This window comes from Bacillus sp. MMSF_3353 (genome assembly GCF_030733445.1).
Lineage (GTDB): Bacteria > Bacillota > Bacilli > Bacillales > Bacillaceae_G > Bacillus_A > Bacillus_A wiedmannii.
The window spans coordinates 753,791-775,340 of the sequence record NZ_JASHJA010000001.1; the positions used below are offsets into that span (position 1 = coordinate 753,791).

The window sequence follows — 21,550 nt, forward strand, 5'->3', positions numbered from 1 at the left end:
GTGGTGTTTATGGGTAATGAAGAAAACGCCTGATTTTATTCTCATCATCGTTACACTTGCGTTGTTAACAATCGGAATGGTTATGGTGTATAGTGCGAGTGCGGTTTGGGCCTCTTATAAAATGGGGGACTCATTCTTTTTTGCAAAAAGGCAATTGCTATTTGCAAGTATTGGTGTAGTGGCTATGTTTTTAATTATGAAAATTGATTATTGGGTGTGGCGTACGTATTCAAAAGTAATTTTGCTAGTTTGCTTCATTCTTCTTATTCTTGTTCTTATTCCTGGGGTAGGACTTGTTCGAGGAGGTGCGCGAAGTTGGATTGGAATCGGGGCATTTTCCATTCAACCGTCAGAATTTATGAAGTTTGCGATGATTATTTTCTTAGCAAAATTTTTAGCGGAACGACAAAAATTAATTACCTCTTTTAAACGTGGTTTACTACCAGCTCTTAGTTTTGTATTTCTTGCTTTTGGGATGATTATGTTACAGCCAGATCTTGGCACAGGAACTGTAATGGTTGGAACATGTATTATTATGATATTTATCTCGGGAGCAAGGGTATTTCACTTTGCAATGTTTGGTTTGCTTGGTGTAGCAGGATTTGTAGGGCTAATTGCATCAGCACCGTATCGAATGAAACGTATTACATCATATTTAGATCCGTGGTCAGATCCGCTTGGAAGTGGATTTCAAATTATTCAATCGTTACTCGCAATTGGACCTGGTGGATTATTCGGGCTTGGACTTGGACAAAGTAGACAAAAGTTTCTTTATTTACCTGAACCGCAAACAGACTTTATATTTGCGATCTTATCGGAGGAATTAGGTTTTATTGGTGGTTCATTTGTGTTATTATTATTTAGTCTATTATTATGGCGTGGGATTCGTATAGCTTTAGGAGCGCCAGATTTATATGGTACGTTTTTAGCAGTAGGTATTGTGGCGATGATTGCGATTCAAGTAATGATTAATGTTGGTGTTGTAACAGGATTGATGCCTGTTACAGGTATTACTTTGCCGTTTTTAAGTTATGGTGGATCAAGTTTGACATTAATGTTAATGGCAGTAGGTGTATTATTAAATATAAGTCGCCATTCTCGCTACTAAACCCTGTTTTATAAGACAGGGTTTTTCGTATGTGCGCGAAGAAACATGATGTATATAGAAATAAATACGACTGAAATAAGAAAAGAGAAGCGGAGGAGTTAGTAGTGCGTGTATTAGTAAGTGGTGGGGGCACTGGAGGTCATATTTATCCGGCTCTTGCTCTAATAAGAGAAATAAAAAAATTAAATCCGGAAGCAAGGTTTTTATATATTGGTACGGAGAGTGGATTAGAGAGCACGATCGTTCCAAAAGCAGGCATACCGTTTCAATCTATTGTTATAAGTGGATTTAAGCGTAAAATATCGTTAGATAACGTGAAAACGGTGATGCGTTTCCTAAAGGGTGTACAAGATAGTAAACGATATATTCGTCGTTTTAATCCAGATATTGTGATTGGAACGGGTGGATATGTATGTGGACCAGTTGTATATGCTGCAGCAAAATTAGGTATTCCAACCATTGTACATGAACAAAATAGTGTACCTGGTGTAACGAATAAATTTTTAAGCCGCTATGTTGATAAAGTTGCGGTTTGTTTTGAAGCGGCTGCAGAACATTTTCCACAGTCAAAAGTGGTGATGACAGGAAATCCAAGAGCATCAGAAGTAATGGATCAGAATGGAATGAAAGGAAAACGTTCAGTAGGTTTATCTCTTCCTAAAAAATCGGTACTTATTTTTGGTGGAAGTCGTGGGGCTAGACCGATTAACGATGCTTTCGTAGAGGCAATTGAACAGTTTGGAAATAAAAGTTACGAAATATTGTATGTAACAGGTGAAGTTCATTATGACAAAGTGATGGAAGCAGTGAAGCAAAAAGGGAATCCGAATAATGTTATTATTAAACCTTTCATTCATAATATGCCAGAGGTACTTACAGGTGTAGATCTTGTTGTTTCAAGAGCGGGGGCAACAACACTTGCAGAATTAACCGCGTTAGGTAAGCCAAGTGTGTTAATACCGAGTCCTTACGTAACAAATAACCATCAGGAAAAGAATGCACGTTCCGTTGTCGATAAAGGAGCAGCAAAAATGTTGCTTGAAAAAGATTTAACAGCAGAAACGCTTATTCGTGATATTGATGAGATTTTATTGGATGCACAAACATTACAAAATATGAAGCTGGCTGCGGGGCAATTAGGTATTCCAGATGCAGCAAATAAGCTGTATGAAGTAATGAATAAGCTTGTAAAAAAATAACGTTAGGTGAACGCCCTGCATACTACTGTAATAAGGATACTTAGTATGGGGGAGATTGTTTATGGAGCAATTAGTAAATGAGCTTATAGAAGCAAATGTTGGTCGCGTGTTAGTGAATGAAGCGTTAGCGTGTTATACCACTATGAAAATAGGTGGACCAGCTGATATTTTAATTGTGCCAAAGCATGTTGCCAGTATTGAAAAAACGTTGCAGTTAGTAAAAAAATATAAAACAAAGTGGACTGTAATTGGTCGAGGTTCGAACCTTCTTGTATCTGATCTAGGTATAGAAGGTGTCGTTATTCGTTTAGGAGAAGGATTAGACCACTTAGAAGTCGAAAAACATAGAGTAAGAGTTGGTGGTGGGTATCCCCTTATTAAATTATCAACTTTACTTAGTCGTCAAGGGTTATCTGGCCTGGAATTTGCCAGTGGTATTCCAGGAAGTGTTGGTGGTGCAGTGTATATGAATGCAGGAGCACATAAATCGGATATATCAAACATATTATCAAAAGCTCTTATTTTGTTTGAAAACGGAACAATTGATTGGTTAACACATGAAGAAATGGAGTTTTCCTATCGTACTTCTGTATTGCAAACGAAACGTCCTGGTATTGTTTTGGAAGCTGAGTTTCAATTGCAGGTAGGGGAGCGTGAGGGAATCGTAAGCGTCATGCAAAAGAATAAAGACTACCGTCGTGAAACACAGCCGTGGAATCATCCTTGTGCAGGAAGCATATTTCGGAATCCAATCCCATACTTTGCAGGAGACTTAATAGAAAAGGCGGGGCTTCGTGGTTATCAAATAGGCGGAGCTCAAATTTCTGAAATGCATGGGAATTTTATTATTAACACTGGGGGAGCCAGTGCGCAAGATGTCTTATCTTTAATTGCATTAATAAAACAAACAATCGAGGATAAATTTGGCGTAGAAATGCATACAGAAGTAGAAATCATTGGAAGATAACGGTTATTCGTTCCGCTCATTATCATTTATGTTATAATAAGAAGATAAGAACGGCATGAGGAACATGCCGTTTTTTATGTTACGTAGGGGGATCGTACATGAAAAATAGTAAAGTGATTAAACTACAGGATCGTGTACCAAAGTTAAAAAATCAACAGAAGAAAAACAAGAAAAATGTTAATCATCGGTTGATTTTATACATATCAATTTTATTTTTATTAGTGCTCTTTTTAATTTATTTTCGGTCTCCGCTAAGCAATATCAAAAAGATAAGTGTGTTTGGAAATCATTATATGACAGATGAACAAGTGATGAAGGAATCAGGTGTGACGTATGATACAAGTTATTTCCGAGTGACAGCACATAAAGCAGAAGAAAACCTAACGAAACGAAAAGAAATTAAAGCAGTAAATGTAAAAAAACGTTTTCCAAATAAAATTGATGTTCATATTGAAGAATATTTAACGATTGGTTATATAAACAAAGATGGGAAATTACAACCGTTACTAGAGAACGGGAAAACACTTGATGTACTTCCGAACGGAAAACTTCCTGTTGCAGCACCAATTTTTGAACCTTTTAAAGAGGAAAAAATGAAGGAGTTAATTGCTGAGCTTGAAAAATTAACACCAACTATTTTAAGGTCTATTTCTGAAATTCGTTATTCACCGACGAATGCGAATGAAGATCATCTTACTTTATATATGAACGAAGGGTACGAAGTGAGCACTACGATTCAAAATTTCGCAAAGCGTATGGAAGCTTATCCGCTTATCTTAAAAACAATTGAGCCGGGTAAAAAGGTATTAATTGATTTAGAAGTAGGGGCATATACGAAAGAATTAGGAGCGGAAGAAAAAAAAGAATAGAACGATAGTTTTTACTACGTTCCTGTAGAAAAAACGAAACGAACGTTCTATTGAATGCATCTGAATTTACAAGAATGGTTCATTTGATGAAAAAGATGTAAAAATTCTTAGATTCATACTAGGATTGGTACAAGTTTCACTTTTCTATGAGTACATCTTAGTGTAGACTTATACTTGGCGGTAATCTTTACACTTGAAATAGAATTATTTCAAGATAAGCAGTTATTCAAAGTTTACTGCGATATTCTTAAATGAATGTTAAATAAAAATAAGAAAAATATAGGGTTAAAAAAGGGAAACGTATAAAGACGTTGAATATTTTTCTTATAAATAGTAAAGTTGCGATTGTTGTTCCATATATTGAGTTGTATGGTATAAATAAAGAAGGAGGTGCCAAAGAATGAACAGCAATGAAATATATGTTAGTCTTGACATCGGTACATCCAATGTTAAAGTCATCATTGGTGAAATGGTTAATGACAGCTTAAACATTATTGGTGTTGGAAATGTAAAATCAAATGGTTTAAAGAAGGGATCGATAGTTGATATAGACGAGACTGTTCGATCAATTAAAAAAGCAATTGAACAAGCTGAGCGCATGGTGGGAATCCACATTGAGCAAGTTGTAGTAGGTGTCAATGCAAACCAGGTACAGCTACTTCCTTGTCACGGAGTAGTCGCTGTTTCAAATGAAGATCGTGAAATCGGGAATGAAGATGTCTTACGCGTTCTAGATGCAGCACAAGTTGTGTCAATTGCTCCAGAGCGTGAGTTTATTGATGTGGTACCTCGACAGTTCATCGTAGACGGTCTTGACGAGATTAACGATCCACGCGGGATGATCGGTGTAAGATTAGAAATGGAAGGTACACTTATAACAGGCTCGAGGACTTTACTACATAACCTACTTCGTTGTGTAGAAAAAGCAGGTCTTGAAATAGTTGATATTTGTCTTCAACCTTTAGCGGCTGCAACAGTTGCTATATCTTCAGATGAAAAAAATAGAGGAGTAGCCCTTGTTGATATGGGGGGAGGATCTACAACTTTATCTATTTTTAAAGATGGAGAGTTACAAGCGACGAGCGTATTACCGTTAGGTGGAGACCATATAACGAAGGATATTGCGATTGGGTTGAAAACTTCAACAGACAATGCAGATCAAATAAAGTTGAAATATGGACATGCTTTTTATGATACAGCATCTGAAGAAGAGATGTTTACGGTTCCTATTATGGGAAGCGATCAAACAGAACAATATTCTCAGTTGGAATTATCGGATATAATAGAGGCTCGTGTAGAGGAAATTTTAATGTTTGTTCAAGATGAAGTGCGTAAGTTAGGAGTAAAGCAAGTAGCTTCTGGCTATGTACTAACTGGTGGAATTGCTTCTATGCCGGGTGTTCTTGATCTTGCATATGATATTTTACATGAAAATGTTCGTATAGCGACTCCTGATTATATTGGTGTGCGTGAGCCCCAATATACAAGTGGAGTAGGATTAATTAAACATTCTTATCAAAAAGCTAAATTACGTGGAAAAAATGTGCAGGAAAAGCAAGAACATTTTGAACCAGTACCAGCACCAGCACCAACGCCGGTACAACAGCAACCTGCGAAACAAAAAACTCGTAATCAAAACAATAATAATCAAAATGATGAACGTATGATGTCAAAAGTAAAACGTGTATTCCGTTATTTATGGGATTAAAATTGGACACGAAAAATGAGGTTCTAGGGGGATTTCGACATGTTAGAGTTTGATACTACTCAAGATCAATTAGCAAATATAAAAGTTATCGGTGTCGGCGGTGGCGGAAACAATGCTGTAAACCGTATGATTGAACACGGTGTACAAGGTGTAGACTTTATCGCTGTGAATACTGATGCACAAGCATTAAATCTATCAAAAGCTGAAACAAAAATGCAAATTGGTGGAAAATTAACACGTGGACTTGGTGCAGGTGCAAACCCTGAAGTAGGGAAAAAAGCTGCAGAAGAAAGTAAAGAACAGATCCAAGAAGCACTTCGTGGTGCGGATATGGTCTTCGTAACTGCTGGTATGGGCGGCGGAACTGGAACTGGTGCAGCTCCAGTTGTTGCTCAAGTTGCAAAAGAATTAGGTGCATTAACAGTTGGTGTTGTGACACGTCCATTTACATTTGAAGGACGTAAACGTGCAACGCAAGCAGCATCTGGTATTGCGTCATTTAAAGAAAATGTAGATACACTTATTGTAATTCCAAACGATCGCTTATTAGAGATTGTTGATAAAAATACGCCGATGTTAGAAGCATTCCGTGAAGCAGATAACGTATTACGTCAAGGTGTTCAAGGTATTTCTGATTTAATTGCAACACCAGGTTTAATTAACTTAGACTTCGCAGACGTAAAGACAATTATGTCTAATAGAGGTTCTGCTTTAATGGGTATTGGTTCTGGTAATGGAGAAAATCGTGCTGCTGAAGCTGCGAAAAAAGCGATTTCTAGTCCATTATTAGAAACATCTATTGATGGAGCTCAAGGTGTTATCATGAACATTACGGGTGGAGCTAACTTAAGCTTATATGAAGTACAAGAAGCGGCAGACATTGTAGCTTCAGCTTCAGATCCAGAAGTAAATATGATCTTCGGTTCTGTTATTAATGAAGGATTAAAAGATGATATCGTTGTAACTGTAATTGCAACTGGTTTTGATGATAGTGCTTCGACGCAGCCACCAAAACCAATTATCCGTCCGACTGCGAATCACACGCAACAACAGCAACAGCAAGTAGCTCAACCTTCAAAACAACGTGAAGTTAAGCGTGAAATGAAACGTGAAGAGCCGGTTGTGCATGAGCGTCATACAGATTCAGATGACATCGATATTCCAGCATTCTTACGTAACCGTCGTAGACGATAAAAGAAAAGGAGCTTTTATGCTCCTTTTTTGTTTTATACAGGGAAAAGATCTGCTAAGCAGGTCTTTTTTTATTTTATATATTTCGATTTAGCCCGCTATTTGCTGGGCAGCCTGATTGGTGCGGGGTGATTAAAGTTTCACTTAATATATAAGTAAAAAGATATAGTATTCTATGAAACATATACTTTTATTTTTTACCGACAGATTTTGTCTAGAAAGCACAAAATAACAAAAAAACACCTCCGCAAATTGACACACTTTCCTATTGGATATGCATTATACTAGTCTCAACTTAAAAAAAGAGGTGAATTGTTTGGTTGTTTACGCCGACGTTGTTTGGTTGTTAAACGCCTGCATTGATTTTCTTTTACTTTTATTAACAGCAACCGTGTTAAAAAAGAAGATCAAAAGATGGAGGCTTGTGTTAGGGGCATTTATAGGTTCAACCATTGTTATTTTTGCCTTTACTCCTTTTGCTTCTATGATGACACATCCAATTATGAAACTACTGTACTCGTTACTTATTGTGTATACAGCATTTGGGTTTACAACGTTTAGAAACTATGCACAAACTGTTTTTACTTTTTACTTTGTAACCTTTATGGTTGGCGGAGGGTTAATTGGGACTCATTTCTTTTTGCAAACGAATGAAATGGTAAATGGATTGGTTCAATCTCAATCAATTTCTTACGGTGATCCAATTAGCTGGCTGTTTGTTGTTTTTGGTTTTCCAGTAATTTATTATTTTTCTAAAAAGCGTATTGAAAGCGTAGAGGTTACAAAAATACACTATGACCAAATTGTGAAATTGAAAATTCAATTAGCTGAAGAGGAACTAGAACTCGCAGGTTTAATTGATAGTGGGAACCAACTTTACGACCCGTTAACAAAAACACCCGTTATGATTATGCATATTTCATCATTAGAGCATTGCTTGCCAGCTTGGTTAACAGAACAAATTTATTCCAAAACAGAGATTCCTCAAATACCAGAAAATGATTCTGGCTGGGCGACAAAATTACGCTTAATTCCTTTCAGAGCAGTAGGAGTAGAGAATCAATTTTTATGGGCAATTAAGCCAGACAGTGTGCAAATTTATCATGAAGGTAGTTCTATTGTAGTCAGCAAAGTATTGATTGGATTAAATACACAACAGTTGTCAACCAATGGAGAGTATCAATGTATTGTGCATCCGAAAATGTTAATTTCGCAAAAAATGGTAATTGCTTAATAATGGGAGGCGGGATAATATGATGAAATTAAAATTTTATTTAGTATACCTTTGGTATAAAGTATTGTTGAAATTAGGAATTAAGACCGATGAAATTTATTATATCGGTGGAAGTGAAGCGTTGCCACCACCGTTAACGAAAGAAGAAGAGGAAGTTCTTTTGAATAAATTGCCAAAAGGAGATCAGGCAGCAAGATCGTTACTGATTGAACGCAACTTACGGTTAGTTGTATATATAGCAAGAAAGTTTGAAAATACAGGGATAAATATTGAAGATTTGATTAGTATAGGAACAATCGGCCTTATTAAAGCAGTGAATACATTTAATCCGGAAAAGAAAATAAAATTAGCGACATATGCCTCACGTTGTATAGAAAATGAAATTTTAATGCATTTGCGTCGGAATAATAAAAATCGTTCAGAAGTTTCTTTTGACGAACCGCTTAACATCGATTGGGATGGGAATGAACTTTTGTTATCAGATGTATTAGGTACAGATGATGATATTATTACAAAAGATTTAGAAGCTACTGTAGATCGTCATCTTCTAATGAAAGCATTGCATCAATTAAATGATCGTGAAAAACAAATTATGGAACTTCGGTTTGGGCTTGCTGGAGAAGAGGAAAAGACGCAAAAAGATGTGGCGGATATGCTTGGGATTTCACAGTCATACATTTCGCGTTTAGAAAAAAGAATCATAAAAAGATTACGAAAAGAATTTAATAAAATGGTGTAAAGAATAAGACCAGCCGTTATCTAGGCTGGTCTTATTCTCTTTCGTTGTATGAGAAGAGACAACGAAAATGAAAAATGAAGAGAAAACCGCATGCATAAAATCCCCTTCAAAGGAAATACTTTACACTGTACAGCAACTCCCGATAGGAGGGAACACTTTGACGAGAAACAAAGTAGAAATTTGCGGTGTTGATACAGCTAAACTTCCCGTACTAAAAAATGATGAAATGCGTAAATTATTTCGTGAAATGCAAAGTGGAGAGATAAGCGCAAGAGAGAAATTAGTGAATGGAAACTTACGTCTTGTACTGAGCGTCATCCAAAGATTTAATAACAGAGGAGAATATGTTGACGATTTATTTCAAGTTGGTTGCATCGGACTTATGAAATCCATTGATAACTTTGATTTAGGCCAAAATGTAAAATTTTCAACGTATGCTGTGCCGATGATTATTGGGGAAATACGCAGATATTTGCGTGATAATAATCCGATTCGCGTATCTCGATCATTACGAGATATTGCGTATAAAGCGTTACAAGTAAGAGAGAAATTGATTGCAGAAAATTCAAAAGAACCGACAGCAATGGATATTGCAAAAGTGCTTGAAGTGACTCATGAAGAAATTGTTTTTGCATTAGATGCGATTCAAGATCCAGTTTCATTATTTGAACCGATTTATAACGATGGGGGAGATCCTATCTTTGTTATGGATCAGTTAAGTGATGAAAAACAAAAGGACGAGCAGTGGGTTGAAGAGTTAGCACTGAAAGAAGGGATGAAGCGTTTAAATGATCGTGAGAAAATGATTATTCGAAAACGTTTCTTTCAAGGAAAGACACAAATGGAAGTTGCAGAAGAAATTGGGATTTCTCAAGCACAAGTGTCACGTTTAGAGAAATCAGCTATTAAACAAATGAATAAGACGATTCAAGGATAAGGTTTCACCATTTATGGTGAAACCTTTTTATATGTAATATAGTTTGTCTTCGCTCATAGTAGGGAAGCTGTGTTCATATAATGAAAATAATATGGGATTAGTAGAGGGTGCTTCCTGTTAATTTGAGAAACAGTGTTTTTTCAATTCGTCATATATAAGGGAGAGGATGAAAATGATAAGAATTTCGGAGTTGCAGATGAAAGAGATAATAAATGTTTCAGATGGAAAAAGGCTTGGGAATATTGGAGATATTGAAATTGATATGAACACAGGGAAGATCGGGTCTATTATTATTTCCAAACAGGCACGTATGTTAGGGATCTTTGGGAAGGATGTAGAAATTGTAATTCCTTGGGAGGAAATTATGAAAATTGGGGAAGATGTCATACTTGTTAGAGTAAATCCTGTTAATTCTGTAACAGAATCAATACAAACACCGACAATTTCATAAAGAATATTACAAATTCCTCTTTTTTTTCTGTTGGCATTATGAAAAAATAAAAGTATGGTAAAATAGACAGGAAGTACCATGCTTTTTTATGTTATTTTAATTAAAAGGAGTCACTTTATGAGACAACCATTTAAATATGTGGACGGTATACTGTATTTACAAGCGTGGAAAGAACTTGGAAACATTACTGCTGGATTTACGACAAAAGATGGTGGGGTAAGTACGGGCTCCTTTCATGCGATGAATTTAGGATTACATGTGAATGATATCGTGGAGAACGTTCATGAAAACAGACGCATTTTAGCAAATAAGTTACAAAAACCATTAGAAAACTGGATTTGCTCTGAACAAGTTCATGATCATCATGTTGAAAAAGTAGGACAACAGGAAAAAGGAAGTGGCGTCTATTCATATGAAGACGGCATTTCAAAAACAGATGGCATTTATACGACTAATAATGATGTTCTTCTAACATCATGTTACGCGGATTGTGTTCCACTCTATTTTTATGCACCATCACATGGTATGATAGGACTTGCGCATGCTGGATGGAAAGGGACTGTAAAAGAGATTGCAAAGGAAATGATTCAAAAATGGAATGCAGAAGGGATTTCAAGTGATGAAATTCATGTTGCAATTGGACCAGCAATTGGATCTTGTTGTTACGTTGTTGATGATCGAGTGTTAACAGCAGCAGAGCAAGTAGTAAACGGCTCTGTCCCTTATAAAAAAATTTCTGATGGGCAGTACGCAATTAATTTAAAAGAAATTAATCGTATATTATGTGTACAATCAGGCATAAAAGAAGAGAATATTGTAATGTCATCTCTTTGTACAAGCTGTGAAGAACAACTATTTTTCTCTCATCGTCGTGATCAAGGTAAGACAGGAAGAATGTTGAGTTTCATAGGTTTTAAGGAGGAAGAAAACAAGTGACAGTACAAAAAAATTTAACAACTGTAAATGAAGCAATTAAACAATCTTGCGTACGAGCGGGACGTTCGTTGCAAGATATTAAACTCGTTGCGGTTACAAAAACGGTAGGAATTGAAAAAACAAACGAAGTAATTGAAGCTGGAATTATCGATTTAGGTGAAAATAGAAATGGAAGTTTCTTACAGAAGTACGAACATTTCGGTTCAAAAGTGAATTGGCATTTTATTGGATCATTACAAACGAGAAAAGTAAAAGAAATCATTAATGAAATTGATTATTTACATTCGTTAGATCGTCTTTCACTTGCAAAAGAAATTCAAAAACGTGCTGATAAGAAAGTGAAATGTTTTATTCAAGTGAAAACATCATCTGAAGAATCAAAGCAAGGATTGGCAATAGAAGAAACCGTTTCTTTTATTCAAAGTTTGCAAGAATTGGATAAGATTGAAGTGGTGGGACTAATGACAATGGCTCCGTTTACAGAAGAAGAGGAAGAAATCAGACGCTGTTTTAAGGAGTTGTGTATGCTACAAACAGAGGTGCAGGAGCTAGAATTATTACATGCGCCATGTAAAGAATTATCAATGGGAATGTCTAATGATTACACGATTGCAATTGAAGAAGGTGCTACATATATTCGTTTGGGGACGATTTTAGTAGGAAAAGCGTAAAAGGAAGGAGAATCTTATTATGAGTTGGTCAAAAGTAAAATACTTCTTTTTTGATACACCGGAAGAAAAAGAAGCAGCTCAATATAGTTATGAAAAGGAGCAAACAGACATGAAGAAGCAGCAAGATCCGCCAGAACAACAAGATGTTGCGTTTCCAAAAGCGCAACCGAAACAAAATGTTGTGAGCATTGAAACGGCAAAGCAATCTTCAAAAGTTGTTTTATTAGAACCACGCACATATTCGGAAGCACAAGGGATTTCGGACCATTTAAAAGGTAGACGAGCTGTTGTGATTAATTTACAACGAATGTCTACTGATCAAGCTGTACGTATCGTTGACTTTTTAAGTGGTACTGTATACGCTATAGGCGGGGACATTCAAAAAATAGGACCGAAAACATTTATGTGTACCCCTGAAAATGTAGATATTGTTGGTGCAATTTCAGAGTTATTCGGTGAAGAAGAAGACACAAATATAAAGAGGTGGTAATACGCCATGGTAACAGTTTTAAACGTTTTAATTACTGCTATCGAGATCTACTCGTGGGCACTTATTATTTACATTCTTCTATCATGGTTCCCTGGTGCAAAGGAATCAACTTTTGGAGAAATTCTTGCGCGTATTTGTGAACCGTATTTAGAACCATTTCGCAGATTTATTCCGCCGCTTGGTATGATTGATATCTCTCCACTCGTTGCGATTTTCACGTTAAAGCTTGCTACGAATGGTTTAATAAGTATATTCAACTATTTCTTATAGTAAGAGGTTAAATACATGAGCATCTATGAACATTTCAGACCCGATGAAGAGGTCTTTGTGGATAAGGTGTTAGAGTGGAAGCGAGCAGCGGAGTACCATCAAGTGAAGTTAACAGACTTCCTTGATCCAAGACAACAACAAATTGTCACTATGGTAATAGGACAAGGGGATGTTGCTGTACAGTTTGATGGTGCAATGCCTCATGCAGAGCGTAAGAGAGCACTCATTTATCCGGACTATCTAGTAGTGAATGAAGAGGAATTTCAAGTAGAAGTATTGGAAATTGACTACCCTTCCAAGTTTTATACGCTAGAACATAGGCAAATATTAGGTACATTTATGTCTCTTGGTTTAACGAGAGAAAAATGTGGTGATATTTTGCTTCAAGAAGATCGTGCCCAAATTGTAGTCGCGAAAGAAGTTGTATCTTATATTGAGATGAACTTACAATCTATAGGGAAAGTGAAAGTCTCCTTATCACCAGTGCAAGGAGAAAAAATTCTACAGATGCAAGAAACGTGGGGAGAGAAATCTGGAACGGTTTCTTCACTTCGTTTAGATGTTATGTTAGCTGAAATGTTACATATATCCAGACAAAAAGTACAACCTTTCATAAAAAATGGTTTAGTAAAAGTTAATTGGAAAACAGTGGAGCAAACTTCTTATGAATGTTATCCAGGAGATGTTTTTTCAGTGAGAGGATATGGACGAAGTAAATTGTTTTCTGTAGAAGGTAGAACAAAGCGCGACAAATGGAGAATTTTGTATGGTATACTAAAATGATTGGTTTTTTAGAAGGAAATCCTCCTATTTTGTCGAAGAAAAGATATAATTGAAATAGGAAATTTAGATAACTACTTGGAGGTGGCGTTGTGCCGTTAACACCATTAGATATTCATAACAAAGAATTTGGTCGCGGATTCCGTGGCTATGATGAAGATCAAGTAAATGAGTTTCTTGATCAAATTATCAAAGATTATGAATTAGTCATTCGTGAGAAAAAAGCTCTAGAAGAAAAAGTTGCGCAATTAGAAGGGAAGTTAGATCATTTCTCTAATATTGAAGATACGTTAAACAAATCTATCATCGTTGCACAAGAAGCAGCGGAAGAAGTAAAACGTAATGCGCAAAAAGAAGCAAAATTAATCGTACGTGAAGCTGAAAAGAATGCAGACCGTATTATTAACGAAGCGTTAGTAAAATCAAGAAAAGTTGCCTTTGATATTGAAGAGCTAAAGAAACAAGCGAAAGTATTCCGCACTCGTTTCCGTATGTTATTAGAAACACAGCTTGAAATGTTAAACAACGATGATTGGGATAAACTAATTGAGTTAGAAGACGAAGTAGATGAACTGTTGAAAAAAGAAGAAACAGTGTAAGCTTGACGTTTTTCTCATTATTACATATAATTTTAAACAACATATTTATTAAGAAAAACGAAGATAGGGATAAGTACCTTTTTCATACCTTATATAGCGAACTGAGGATGGTGTAAGCTCAGGATAAGGAGATAATGGGAATATCACCCTGGAGTTCCGCGCTGAACAAATAGAGTAAGCGTAGGCGTATATTCGCGTTAAGAATATAAAGAGGATTGTATACATACGTATAGGATCTACTAGGGTGGTACCGCGGGAGACTTTCTCGTCCCTTTTTGGGATGAGAAGGTCTCTTTTTTATTCCGTTTTTTAAGTGTTTCTTTTATACATGTAAGGAGGAATTGAGCATGGAGTACAAAAATACATTACTAATGCCAAAAACAGAGTTCCCAATGCGTGGGAATTTACCAAAACGTGAGCCTGCAATGCAAGAACAGTGGGCTGAAATGAATATTTATGAAAAGGTACAAGAACATACGAAAGGTCGTCCTTTATTTGTACTGCATGATGGACCTCCATATGCGAATGGTGACATTCATATGGGACATGCATTAAATAAAGTGTTAAAAGACTTTATTGTTCGTTATAAATCAATGACTGGTTACTGCGCACCATATGTACCGGGTTGGGATACACACGGTTTACCAATTGAGCAAGCTTTAACAAATAAAGGTGTAAAGCGTAAAGAAATGACAGTTGCTGAGTTTCGTAAGTTATGTGCAGAGTATGCATATGAACAAGTAGAACGTCAACGTGAACAATTTAAGCGTTTAGGTGTACGTGCAGATTGGGATAACCCATATATTACTTTAGAGCCGGCTTATGAAGCGCAACAAATTAAAGTGTTCGGTGATATGGCGAAAAAAGGTTATATCTATAAAGGGCAGAAACCAGTTTACTGGTCTCCAACGAGTGAATCAGCTTTAGCAGAAGCTGAAATTGAATACCAAGATAAAAAATCAGCATCTATTTACGTAGCATTCCCTGTAAAAGACGGAAAGAACGTATTAGAAGGTGATGAGAAATTCATTATCTGGACAACAACACCTTGGACGTTACCTGCAAACTTAGGTATTTCTGTTCACCCAGAACTTGAATACGCTATTGTAAAATTAAATGCTGAAAAATATATTATTGCTTCTGAACTATTTGAGACAGTTGCAAAAACGTTAGAGTGGGAAAATGCTGAAGTTGTGAAAACGGTAAAAGGTAGCGAACTTGAGTATACAGTTGCAAAACATCCATTCTACGATCGTGATTCATTAGTTATGCTAGGAGATCACGTAACAACAGATGCAGGTACAGGTTGTGTTCATACAGCACCAGGACACGGGGAAGATGACTTCGTTGTTGGTAAAAAGTATGGATTAGAAGTACTTTGCCCAGTTGATGATAAAGGTGTATTAACAAATGAAGCACCTGGATTTGAAGGCTTATTCTATGATAAAGCTAACAAGCCAATTACAGAAAAATTAGAAGAAGTAGGCGCGTTACTGAAGCTAACATTCATTACGCATTCATACCCACATGATTGGAGAACGAAAAAACCAATTATTTTCCGTGCGACAGCACAGTGGTTTGCATCTATTGAAGCGTTCCGTAAAGAATTATTAGAAGCTGTTGCGGAAACAAAATGGGTACCAGCATGGGGAGAAACTCGTCTTCATAATATGGTTCGTGACCGTGGTGACTGGTGTATTTCTCGTCAGCGTGCATGGGGTGTGCCAATCCCTGTATTCTATGCAGAGAATGGTGATCCAATTATTACAGATGAAACAATTAACCATGTAGCAGATTTATTCCGTGAGCACGGTTCTAACGTATGGTTTGAGCGTGAAGCGAAAGATCTATTACCAGAAGGATTTACACATACAGGTAGCCCAAATGGTGAATTCCGTAAAGAAACAGACATCATGGATGTATGGTTCGATTCAGGTTCTTCTCACCAAGCAGTATTAGAAGAGCGCGAAGACTTACAACGTCCAGCTGATTTATATTTAGAAGGATCTGACCAGTATCGTGGTTGGTTTAACTCTTCATTATCAACAGCAGTTGCTGTAACAGGTAAAGCTCCATATAAAGGCGTACTAAGCCATGGTTTCGTATTAGATGGTGAAGGTCGTAAAATGAGTAAGTCGATTGGAAACATCGTCGTACCGAAGAAAATTATGGATCAATTAGGTGGAGATATTTTACGCTTATGGGTATCTTCTGTTGACTATCAATCTGATGTACGTATTTCAGATGATATTTTAAAACAAGTAGCAGAAGTGTATCGTAAAATCCGTAACACATTCCGTTTCTTATTAGGAAACTTAGATGACTTTAAGCCAAGTGAAAATACAGTAGCTGTAGCTGAACTTCGTGAAGTAGATCGTTACATGTTAGTGAAATTAAATGACTTAATTACAAAAGTAAAAGAAGCATATGAAACATACGACTTCGCTGCTGTGTATCATGCAATTCATAACTTCTGTACAATTGATTTAAGTTCATTCTACTTAGACTTTGCAAAAGACATTTTATACATTGAAGGTGCAAACCATGAAGATCGTCGTGCAATTCAAACTGTATTATATGATGTTCTTGTTGCATTGACGAAACTTGTAACACCAATCTTACCGCATACAGCTGATGAAGTATGGCCATACATTCCGGGTGTAACAGAAGAAAGTGTACAATTAACTAATATGCCAGAAGCTGTACAATTAGATGGTGCGGAAGCATTAAAAACAAAATGGGATGCATTTATGACGCTGCGTGATGACGTATTAAAAGCGTTAGAAGTAGCACGTAATGAGAAAGTAATCGGTAAGTCATTAAATGCAAGTATTACGCTATATCCGACTGTAGAAATGAAAACTATGTTAGAGTCTATTAGCGAAGACTTAAAGCAATTATTCATCGTTTCTGAGTATAAACTTGGTGGTATGATGGAAGAAGCGCCAGCAGATGCGCCGAAGTATGAGCATACAGCGGTTGTTGTTGCTCAAGCAACTGGTGAAACATGTGAACGTTGTTGGGTAGTTTCAGAAACAATTGGTAAAGACGCTGAACATGAAACGTTATGTGAGCGTTGTGCAACAGTTGTTAAAGAAAACTATGTAAAATAATAAAAAAACTGACTGTGCGTAAGTACAGTCAGTTTTTTTGTTGATGATATATTAAAATAACTTTCACTCTCTTTCCTATGAAGGAAAAATGTGTGTGAGGTAAGCATAGAAATTTCGGACACACTAATCGTACATTGCAGCTGGGAGGAATGTACACGTGAATGAAATGTATATGGAAATCAAAGAAGAATTGCAATTGATGCGAAAAGAGTTACAAGAGAGGCTAGCTAAAGAGGTCATGCACAAATATGATACAGAGTTTAGCGAAGAGCTTGGATATGAAATTAAGGAAGAGATAAAGAAAAAACTCCTATTACATGATATAAAAGAGGACTTAAAAGATGTAGAACGTGCATTATTTAAAATGGAAATAGATATGTATGGTATTTGTGAAGAAACGGGGAGAGCCATTTCGGTAAAACAAATGAAGACGATGCCGACTGCCCGTACCATTCATGAATTTTTCTATGAAAAAGTAAATGTATGAATGCGCACAACGATATTATATTACCTTTTTTTAATTTATTTTATTCTTCTATAAAGGTTCATTGTGAAAAGGTTGCAGCTATGCTAAAATTTTGAGGTACACTGTCTTTGTGGGGGAAATGAAAATGATATATTATGTAATAGCGTTATTTGTCATTGCCATCGATCAAATATCGAAATGGCTAATTGTAAAGAACATGGAATTGGGTACGAGCATTCCGATTATCGATAATGTATTATACATAACATCACATCGAAATAGAGGAGCTGCCTGGGGGATTTTAGAAAATAAAATGTGGTTTTTCTACATTATTACAGTCGTTTTTGTAGTATTTATCGTAATTTATATGCAAAAATATGCGAAAACAGACAAACTTCTAGGGATTTCATTAGGTCTAATATTAGGCGGAGCAATTGGTAATTTCATTGATCGTGTATTTAGACAAGAAGTAGTGGATTTCATTCACGTGTATATTTTCTCGTACAACTATCCAGTATTCAATATAGCTGATTCAGCATTATGTATTGGTGTTGTATTAATTATTATTCAAACATTATTAGAAGGCAAGAAAACGAAGGAGTAATTGAATGAGTGAAGTAGTACAAGTAACAGTTGCAGAAGAACAAAAAAGTGAGCGAATTGATAAATTCGTTGCAGAAATAAACAGTGAATGGTCACGTTCACAAGTACAACAATGGATTAAAGATGATGTCGTTACAGTTAATGGAAAATCGGTAAAAGTGAATTATAAAGTTAAAGAAAACGATGAAATTACAGTAACGATTCCTGATCCAGAAGAGTTAGATATCCAAGCAGAAGATATGGGCTTAGAAATTTATTATGAAGATGCAGATGTACTCGTTGTAAATAAGCCACGTGGTATGGTTGTACATCCAGCTCCAGGGCATACAAGCGGTACGCTTGTAAACGGACTTATGCACCATTGTACAGACCTGTCAGGTATTAACGGTGTAATGCGTCCTGGTATTGTGCATCGTATTGATAAAGATACATCTGGACTATTAATGGTTGCTAAAAATGATGTGGCGCATGAGTCACTTGTAAATCAACTTGTAGCAAAAACAGTAACAAGACGTTACAAAGCGATTGTACACGGTGTGATTCCGCATGATAAAGGAACGATCGATGCGCCAATTGGTCGCGATAAGAAAGAACGTCAAAGCATGACAGTTGATGAAAATGGTAAGAATGCTGTTACACACTTCCAGGTGTTAGAACGCTTTAAAGATTTTACACTTGTAGAATGTCGCTTAGAAACGGGACGTACGCACCAAATTCGTGTTCATATGAAATATATTGGCTATCCACTTGCAGGAGATCCGAAGTATGGTCCGAAGAAAACATTAGACATGAATGGACAAGCACTTCACGCAGGTATTTTAGGGTTTGACCATCCTCGTACTGGTGAATATATTCAGTTTGAGGCACCGATTCCAGAAGTGTTTGAAGACGCATTAAATATTTTACGGAAATAGTATTGACAAATCATAAGAAAACTGAGATACTGACAACAGTTAAATAATGATCCTTTAACACAGCCCCGTGAGGTTGAGAAGGTAACGGTTTGAAATATATAGGGTATGCTGTACCCTTTTTTCAAAAGTCCTCTCGCACACGCTGAGAGGACTTTTTTTATACCATTACTCTCACGCAAGAAAAAAGCTTGGAGGTGTAGAGCATGCAAGAGAAAGCTGTCGTTTTAGATGACCAAATGATTCGCCGCGCTTTAACACGAATTAGTCATGAAATCGTGGAACGAAATAAAGGTGTCGATAATTGTGTTCTTGTCGGAATTAAAACTCGTGGAATTTTTATTGCACAACGTTTGGCAGAACGAATTGGTCAAATTGAAGGAAAAGAAATGGAAGTTGGAGAGCTAGATATTACGTTATATCGTGATGATCTAACACTACAATCGAAAAATGAAGAACCACTTGTAAAAGGTTCTGATATCCCTGTAGATATTACGAAGAAAAAAGTTATCCTTGTGGATGATGTATTATATACAGGAAGAACAGTTCGAGCAGCAATGGATGCTCTTATGGATTTAGGTAGACCATCACAAATCCAACTGGCGGTTCTTGTTGATAGAGGTCATCGTGAACTACCAATTCGCGCTGATTATGTAGGAAAGAACATTCCAACATCAAGTGAAGAGCGTATCGAAGTTGATTTGCAAGAGACAGATCAACAAGATCGAGTAAGCATATACGATAAGTAAAGCCCTTTTAAATGTAGTCCTGTGAGGCTGCCAAAGGGTCTTGGCTTTCATATGTCAAATTTGGCATACGAAAGTGTAGGACTCTTTGTGCACAGGCACAAAGAGTTTTTTTATTGCAAAGATTTAAACTGAAGGAGGATGTAACAATGGAACAAAAGCCAGTGTTAGACGTTAATGAAGTACCGAAACCGGGAAAATGGTTATTTTTAAGTATACAACATTTGTTCGCGATGTTTGGATCAACAGTGCTTGTTCCGTTTTTAACAGGATTGAATCCGTCAGTAGCATTAATATCAAGTGGATTAGGAACGCTAGCGTTTCTTCTTATAACGAAAGGTCAAGTACCTGCCTATCTAGGATCATCATTCGCCTTTATCGCACCGATTATAACAGCGAAAACAGCAGGTGGACCTGGAGCAGCAATGCTTGGTGGTTTGTTTGCAGGACTTGTGTACATCTTAATCTCACTCGGAATTAAGAAGTCAGGATCAGAGTGGATTATGAAATTACTTCCGCCAATCGTAGTTGGTCCAGTCGTAATGGTAATCGGTCTAGCTTTAGCACATACAGCAGTTAACATGGCGATGAACGGTGCGGATGGCAAATATAGCTTTACACACTTTTCAGTAGCATTAGTAACATTAGCAATTACAATTATCTGCTCTATATTCGGAAGAGGGTTTTTCAGTATCATACCAGTGTTACTGGGCATTATCGGCGGATATATCTTTGCTTACTTCCAAGGGCTAGTAAACTTAAAGCCGGTAGCTGAGGCAAAATGGTTTGTTGTACCAGATTTCACAGTACCATTTGTAACATATACTCCGGAGTTTTCGTGGAAGATTGTACTCTTGATGGTACCAGTAGCATTAGTAACAATTTCAGAACATATCGGACATCAAATTGTACTAGGAAATGTTATTAAAAGAGATTTAATTGAAAAACCAGGTTTACATCGCTCAATCTTCGGTGATGGAATAGCAACATTGATTGCATCACTAATAGGTGGACCACCGAATACAACGTATGGTGAAAACATCGGTGTGTTAGCAATTACGAGAGCATACAGTGTATACTTATTCATCGGCTCAGCAGTGTTTGCAATCATGTTCGGATTTATCGGTAAGATTTCTGCACTGATTCATTCGATCCCAACACCAGTTATGGGTGGTGTATCAATCTTACTATTCGGTGTAATTGCATCAAGCGGATTACGCATGATGGTAGATGATAAAACAGACCTAAGTGACAAACGAAACTTAATGATTGCATCAGTAATACTAGTAATCGGTATTGGTGGAGCGGTACTCCACGTAGGAGAATCGTTCCAAGTAGAAGGAATGGCACTAGCAGCAATTGTGGGTGTACTATTAAATCTACTACTACCAGAAACGAAACAAATAAAACAATCTAAGCAGATTGCTTCATAATAATAACCTTTTAATTCAGTCCTGTGAGACCGGAAAGGGTGGCTTCTTCCTTGCACCCTAGTCTCAAATGACTAGGGTATTTTTATACAAAAGTTGTTATAAAAATACAAAAGTGGTAACATAAAAATC

General features: G+C 36.6%; 22 protein-coding genes and 1 other annotated feature. All 22 genes read left to right on the plus strand.

Features of this window, described 5'->3' with window-relative positions:
* Positions 1-16 precede the first annotated feature (16 nt).
* The 22 genes from spoVE (at position 17) to uraA (ending at position 21,421) form a co-directional block, all read left to right on the plus strand.
* Positions 17-1,108 (plus strand): stage V sporulation protein E, encoded by a 1,092-nt coding sequence (gene spoVE, locus RBB48_RS04190; protein ID WP_000753516.1) that lies wholly within the window; start codon positions 17-19, stop codon positions 1,106-1,108.
* 104 nt (positions 1,109-1,212) lie between these two features.
* Positions 1,213-2,307, plus strand: coding sequence for an undecaprenyldiphospho-muramoylpentapeptide beta-N-acetylglucosaminyltransferase (gene murG / locus RBB48_RS04195; RefSeq protein WP_001265424.1), 1,095 nt, complete (start codon positions 1,213-1,215; stop codon positions 2,305-2,307).
* Positions 2,308-2,368: 61 nt separating this feature from the next.
* Positions 2,369-3,274: a UDP-N-acetylmuramate dehydrogenase gene (gene murB, locus RBB48_RS04200; protein ID WP_088064306.1), complete on the plus strand. Its 906-nt coding sequence runs from the start codon at positions 2,369-2,371 to the stop codon at positions 3,272-3,274.
* Between the two features lie 98 nt (positions 3,275-3,372).
* Positions 3,373-4,143 carry a cell division protein DivIB gene (divIB, locus tag RBB48_RS04205; protein ID WP_000798232.1) on the plus strand — a complete coding sequence of 257 codons (771 nt, stop codon included), beginning with the start codon at positions 3,373-3,375 and terminating at the stop codon, positions 4,141-4,143.
* 400 nt (positions 4,144-4,543) lie between these two features.
* On the plus strand, positions 4,544-5,851 hold the full coding sequence (ftsA, locus tag RBB48_RS04210) for a cell division protein FtsA (protein ID WP_048546087.1): 1,308 nt from the start codon (positions 4,544-4,546) through the stop codon (positions 5,849-5,851).
* Between the two features lie 39 nt (positions 5,852-5,890).
* A complete protein-coding gene (ftsZ, locus tag RBB48_RS04215; protein ID WP_306007426.1) occupies positions 5,891-7,045 on the plus strand; it encodes a cell division protein FtsZ in 1,155 nt (384 codons plus the stop codon).
* Positions 7,046-7,358: 313 nt separating this feature from the next.
* Positions 7,359-8,276, plus strand: a complete 918-nt coding sequence (spoIIGA, locus tag RBB48_RS04220; protein ID WP_000261976.1) for a sigma-E processing peptidase SpoIIGA — start codon at positions 7,359-7,361, stop codon at positions 8,274-8,276.
* Between the two features lie 19 nt (positions 8,277-8,295).
* Positions 8,296-9,015, plus strand: coding sequence for an RNA polymerase sporulation sigma factor SigE (sigE, locus tag RBB48_RS04225; protein ID WP_000976947.1), 720 nt, complete (start codon positions 8,296-8,298; stop codon positions 9,013-9,015).
* Positions 9,016-9,172: 157 nt separating this feature from the next.
* Positions 9,173-9,952, plus strand: coding sequence for an RNA polymerase sporulation sigma factor SigG (gene sigG / locus RBB48_RS04230; RefSeq protein WP_000197753.1), 780 nt, complete (start codon positions 9,173-9,175; stop codon positions 9,950-9,952).
* Between the two features lie 172 nt (positions 9,953-10,124).
* Positions 10,125-10,403, plus strand: a complete 279-nt coding sequence (locus RBB48_RS04235; RefSeq protein ID WP_000619414.1) for a YlmC/YmxH family sporulation protein — start codon at positions 10,125-10,127, stop codon at positions 10,401-10,403.
* Between the two features lie 117 nt (positions 10,404-10,520).
* Complete coding sequence (gene pgeF, locus RBB48_RS04240) at positions 10,521-11,339, plus strand: peptidoglycan editing factor PgeF (protein WP_306007427.1); 819 nt, start codon at positions 10,521-10,523, stop codon at positions 11,337-11,339.
* Positions 11,336-12,010 (plus strand): YggS family pyridoxal phosphate-dependent enzyme, encoded by a 675-nt coding sequence (locus tag RBB48_RS04245; protein WP_097889657.1) that lies wholly within the window; start codon positions 11,336-11,338, stop codon positions 12,008-12,010. The genes pgeF and RBB48_RS04245 overlap by 4 nt, the downstream gene beginning before the upstream one ends.
* 19 nt (positions 12,011-12,029) lie before the next feature.
* On the plus strand, positions 12,030-12,500 hold the full coding sequence (locus RBB48_RS04250) for a cell division protein SepF (protein WP_000119131.1): 471 nt from the start codon (positions 12,030-12,032) through the stop codon (positions 12,498-12,500).
* A gap of 6 nt (positions 12,501-12,506) precedes the next feature.
* Positions 12,507-12,770, plus strand: coding sequence for a YggT family protein (locus tag RBB48_RS04255; RefSeq protein WP_000259082.1), 264 nt, complete (start codon positions 12,507-12,509; stop codon positions 12,768-12,770).
* Positions 12,771-12,785: 15 nt separating this feature from the next.
* Positions 12,786-13,553 (plus strand): YlmH family RNA-binding protein, encoded by a 768-nt coding sequence (locus tag RBB48_RS04260; RefSeq protein ID WP_097889658.1) that lies wholly within the window; start codon positions 12,786-12,788, stop codon positions 13,551-13,553.
* Positions 13,554-13,642: 89 nt separating this feature from the next.
* Positions 13,643-14,149, plus strand: coding sequence for a septum site-determining protein DivIVA (gene divIVA / locus RBB48_RS04265; RefSeq protein ID WP_001131609.1), 507 nt, complete (start codon positions 13,643-13,645; stop codon positions 14,147-14,149).
* A 51-nt stretch (positions 14,150-14,200) separates the two neighbouring features.
* Positions 14,201-14,425 (plus strand) — a binding site (T-box leader).
* Between the two features lie 71 nt (positions 14,426-14,496).
* The gene (gene ileS2 / locus RBB48_RS04270; RefSeq protein ID WP_097889659.1) at positions 14,497-17,262 is read left to right on the plus strand and encodes an isoleucine--tRNA ligase; all 2,766 of its coding nucleotides are present in this window, start codon (positions 14,497-14,499) and stop codon (positions 17,260-17,262) included.
* Positions 17,263-17,419: 157 nt separating this feature from the next.
* Positions 17,420-17,749, plus strand: a complete 330-nt coding sequence (locus RBB48_RS04275; RefSeq protein WP_001004658.1) for a TraR/DksA C4-type zinc finger protein — start codon at positions 17,420-17,422, stop codon at positions 17,747-17,749.
* 124 nt (positions 17,750-17,873) lie between these two features.
* Entirely contained in the window at positions 17,874-18,332 is a 459-nt protein-coding gene (lspA, locus tag RBB48_RS04280) for a lipoprotein signal peptidase LspA (RefSeq protein ID WP_000642186.1), read from the plus strand.
* Positions 18,333-18,336: 4 nt separating this feature from the next.
* On the plus strand, positions 18,337-19,245 hold the full coding sequence (locus tag RBB48_RS04285) for an RluA family pseudouridine synthase (RefSeq protein ID WP_000005846.1): 909 nt from the start codon (positions 18,337-18,339) through the stop codon (positions 19,243-19,245).
* Between the two features lie 203 nt (positions 19,246-19,448).
* The gene (gene pyrR, locus RBB48_RS04290; protein WP_001156490.1) at positions 19,449-19,991 is read left to right on the plus strand and encodes a bifunctional pyrimidine operon transcriptional regulator/uracil phosphoribosyltransferase; all 543 of its coding nucleotides are present in this window, start codon (positions 19,449-19,451) and stop codon (positions 19,989-19,991) included.
* Positions 19,992-20,137: 146 nt separating this feature from the next.
* Positions 20,138-21,421, plus strand: coding sequence for a uracil permease (gene uraA / locus RBB48_RS04295; RefSeq protein WP_000435919.1), 1,284 nt, complete (start codon positions 20,138-20,140; stop codon positions 21,419-21,421).
* The last annotated feature ends 129 nt before the right edge of the window (positions 21,422-21,550 follow it).

Coding starts and splice junctions, on each gene's coding strand:
- ftsZ (WP_306007426.1), top strand. CDS start 5,891: ATGTTAGAGTTTGATACTACTCAAGATCAATTAGCAAATATAAAAGTT.
- sigE (WP_000976947.1), top strand. CDS start 8,296: ATGATGAAATTAAAATTTTATTTAGTATACCTTTGGTATAAAGTATTG.
- ftsA (WP_048546087.1), top strand. CDS start 4,544: ATGAACAGCAATGAAATATATGTTAGTCTTGACATCGGTACATCCAAT.
- divIB (WP_000798232.1), top strand. CDS start 3,373: ATGAAAAATAGTAAAGTGATTAAACTACAGGATCGTGTACCAAAGTTA.
- lspA (WP_000642186.1), top strand. CDS start 17,874: ATGATATATTATGTAATAGCGTTATTTGTCATTGCCATCGATCAAATA.
- ileS2 (WP_097889659.1), top strand. CDS start 14,497: ATGGAGTACAAAAATACATTACTAATGCCAAAAACAGAGTTCCCAATG.
- RBB48_RS04285 (WP_000005846.1), top strand. CDS start 18,337: ATGAGTGAAGTAGTACAAGTAACAGTTGCAGAAGAACAAAAAAGTGAG.
- murB (WP_088064306.1), top strand. CDS start 2,369: ATGGAGCAATTAGTAAATGAGCTTATAGAAGCAAATGTTGGTCGCGTG.
- RBB48_RS04255 (WP_000259082.1), top strand. CDS start 12,507: ATGGTAACAGTTTTAAACGTTTTAATTACTGCTATCGAGATCTACTCG.
- RBB48_RS04250 (WP_000119131.1), top strand. CDS start 12,030: ATGAGTTGGTCAAAAGTAAAATACTTCTTTTTTGATACACCGGAAGAA.
- spoVE (WP_000753516.1), top strand. CDS start 17: ATGAAGAAAACGCCTGATTTTATTCTCATCATCGTTACACTTGCGTTG.
- pyrR (WP_001156490.1), top strand. CDS start 19,449: ATGCAAGAGAAAGCTGTCGTTTTAGATGACCAAATGATTCGCCGCGCT.
- pgeF (WP_306007427.1), top strand. CDS start 10,521: ATGAGACAACCATTTAAATATGTGGACGGTATACTGTATTTACAAGCG.
- RBB48_RS04235 (WP_000619414.1), top strand. CDS start 10,125: ATGATAAGAATTTCGGAGTTGCAGATGAAAGAGATAATAAATGTTTCA.
- RBB48_RS04260 (WP_097889658.1), top strand. CDS start 12,786: ATGAGCATCTATGAACATTTCAGACCCGATGAAGAGGTCTTTGTGGAT.
- uraA (WP_000435919.1), top strand. CDS start 20,138: ATGGAACAAAAGCCAGTGTTAGACGTTAATGAAGTACCGAAACCGGGA.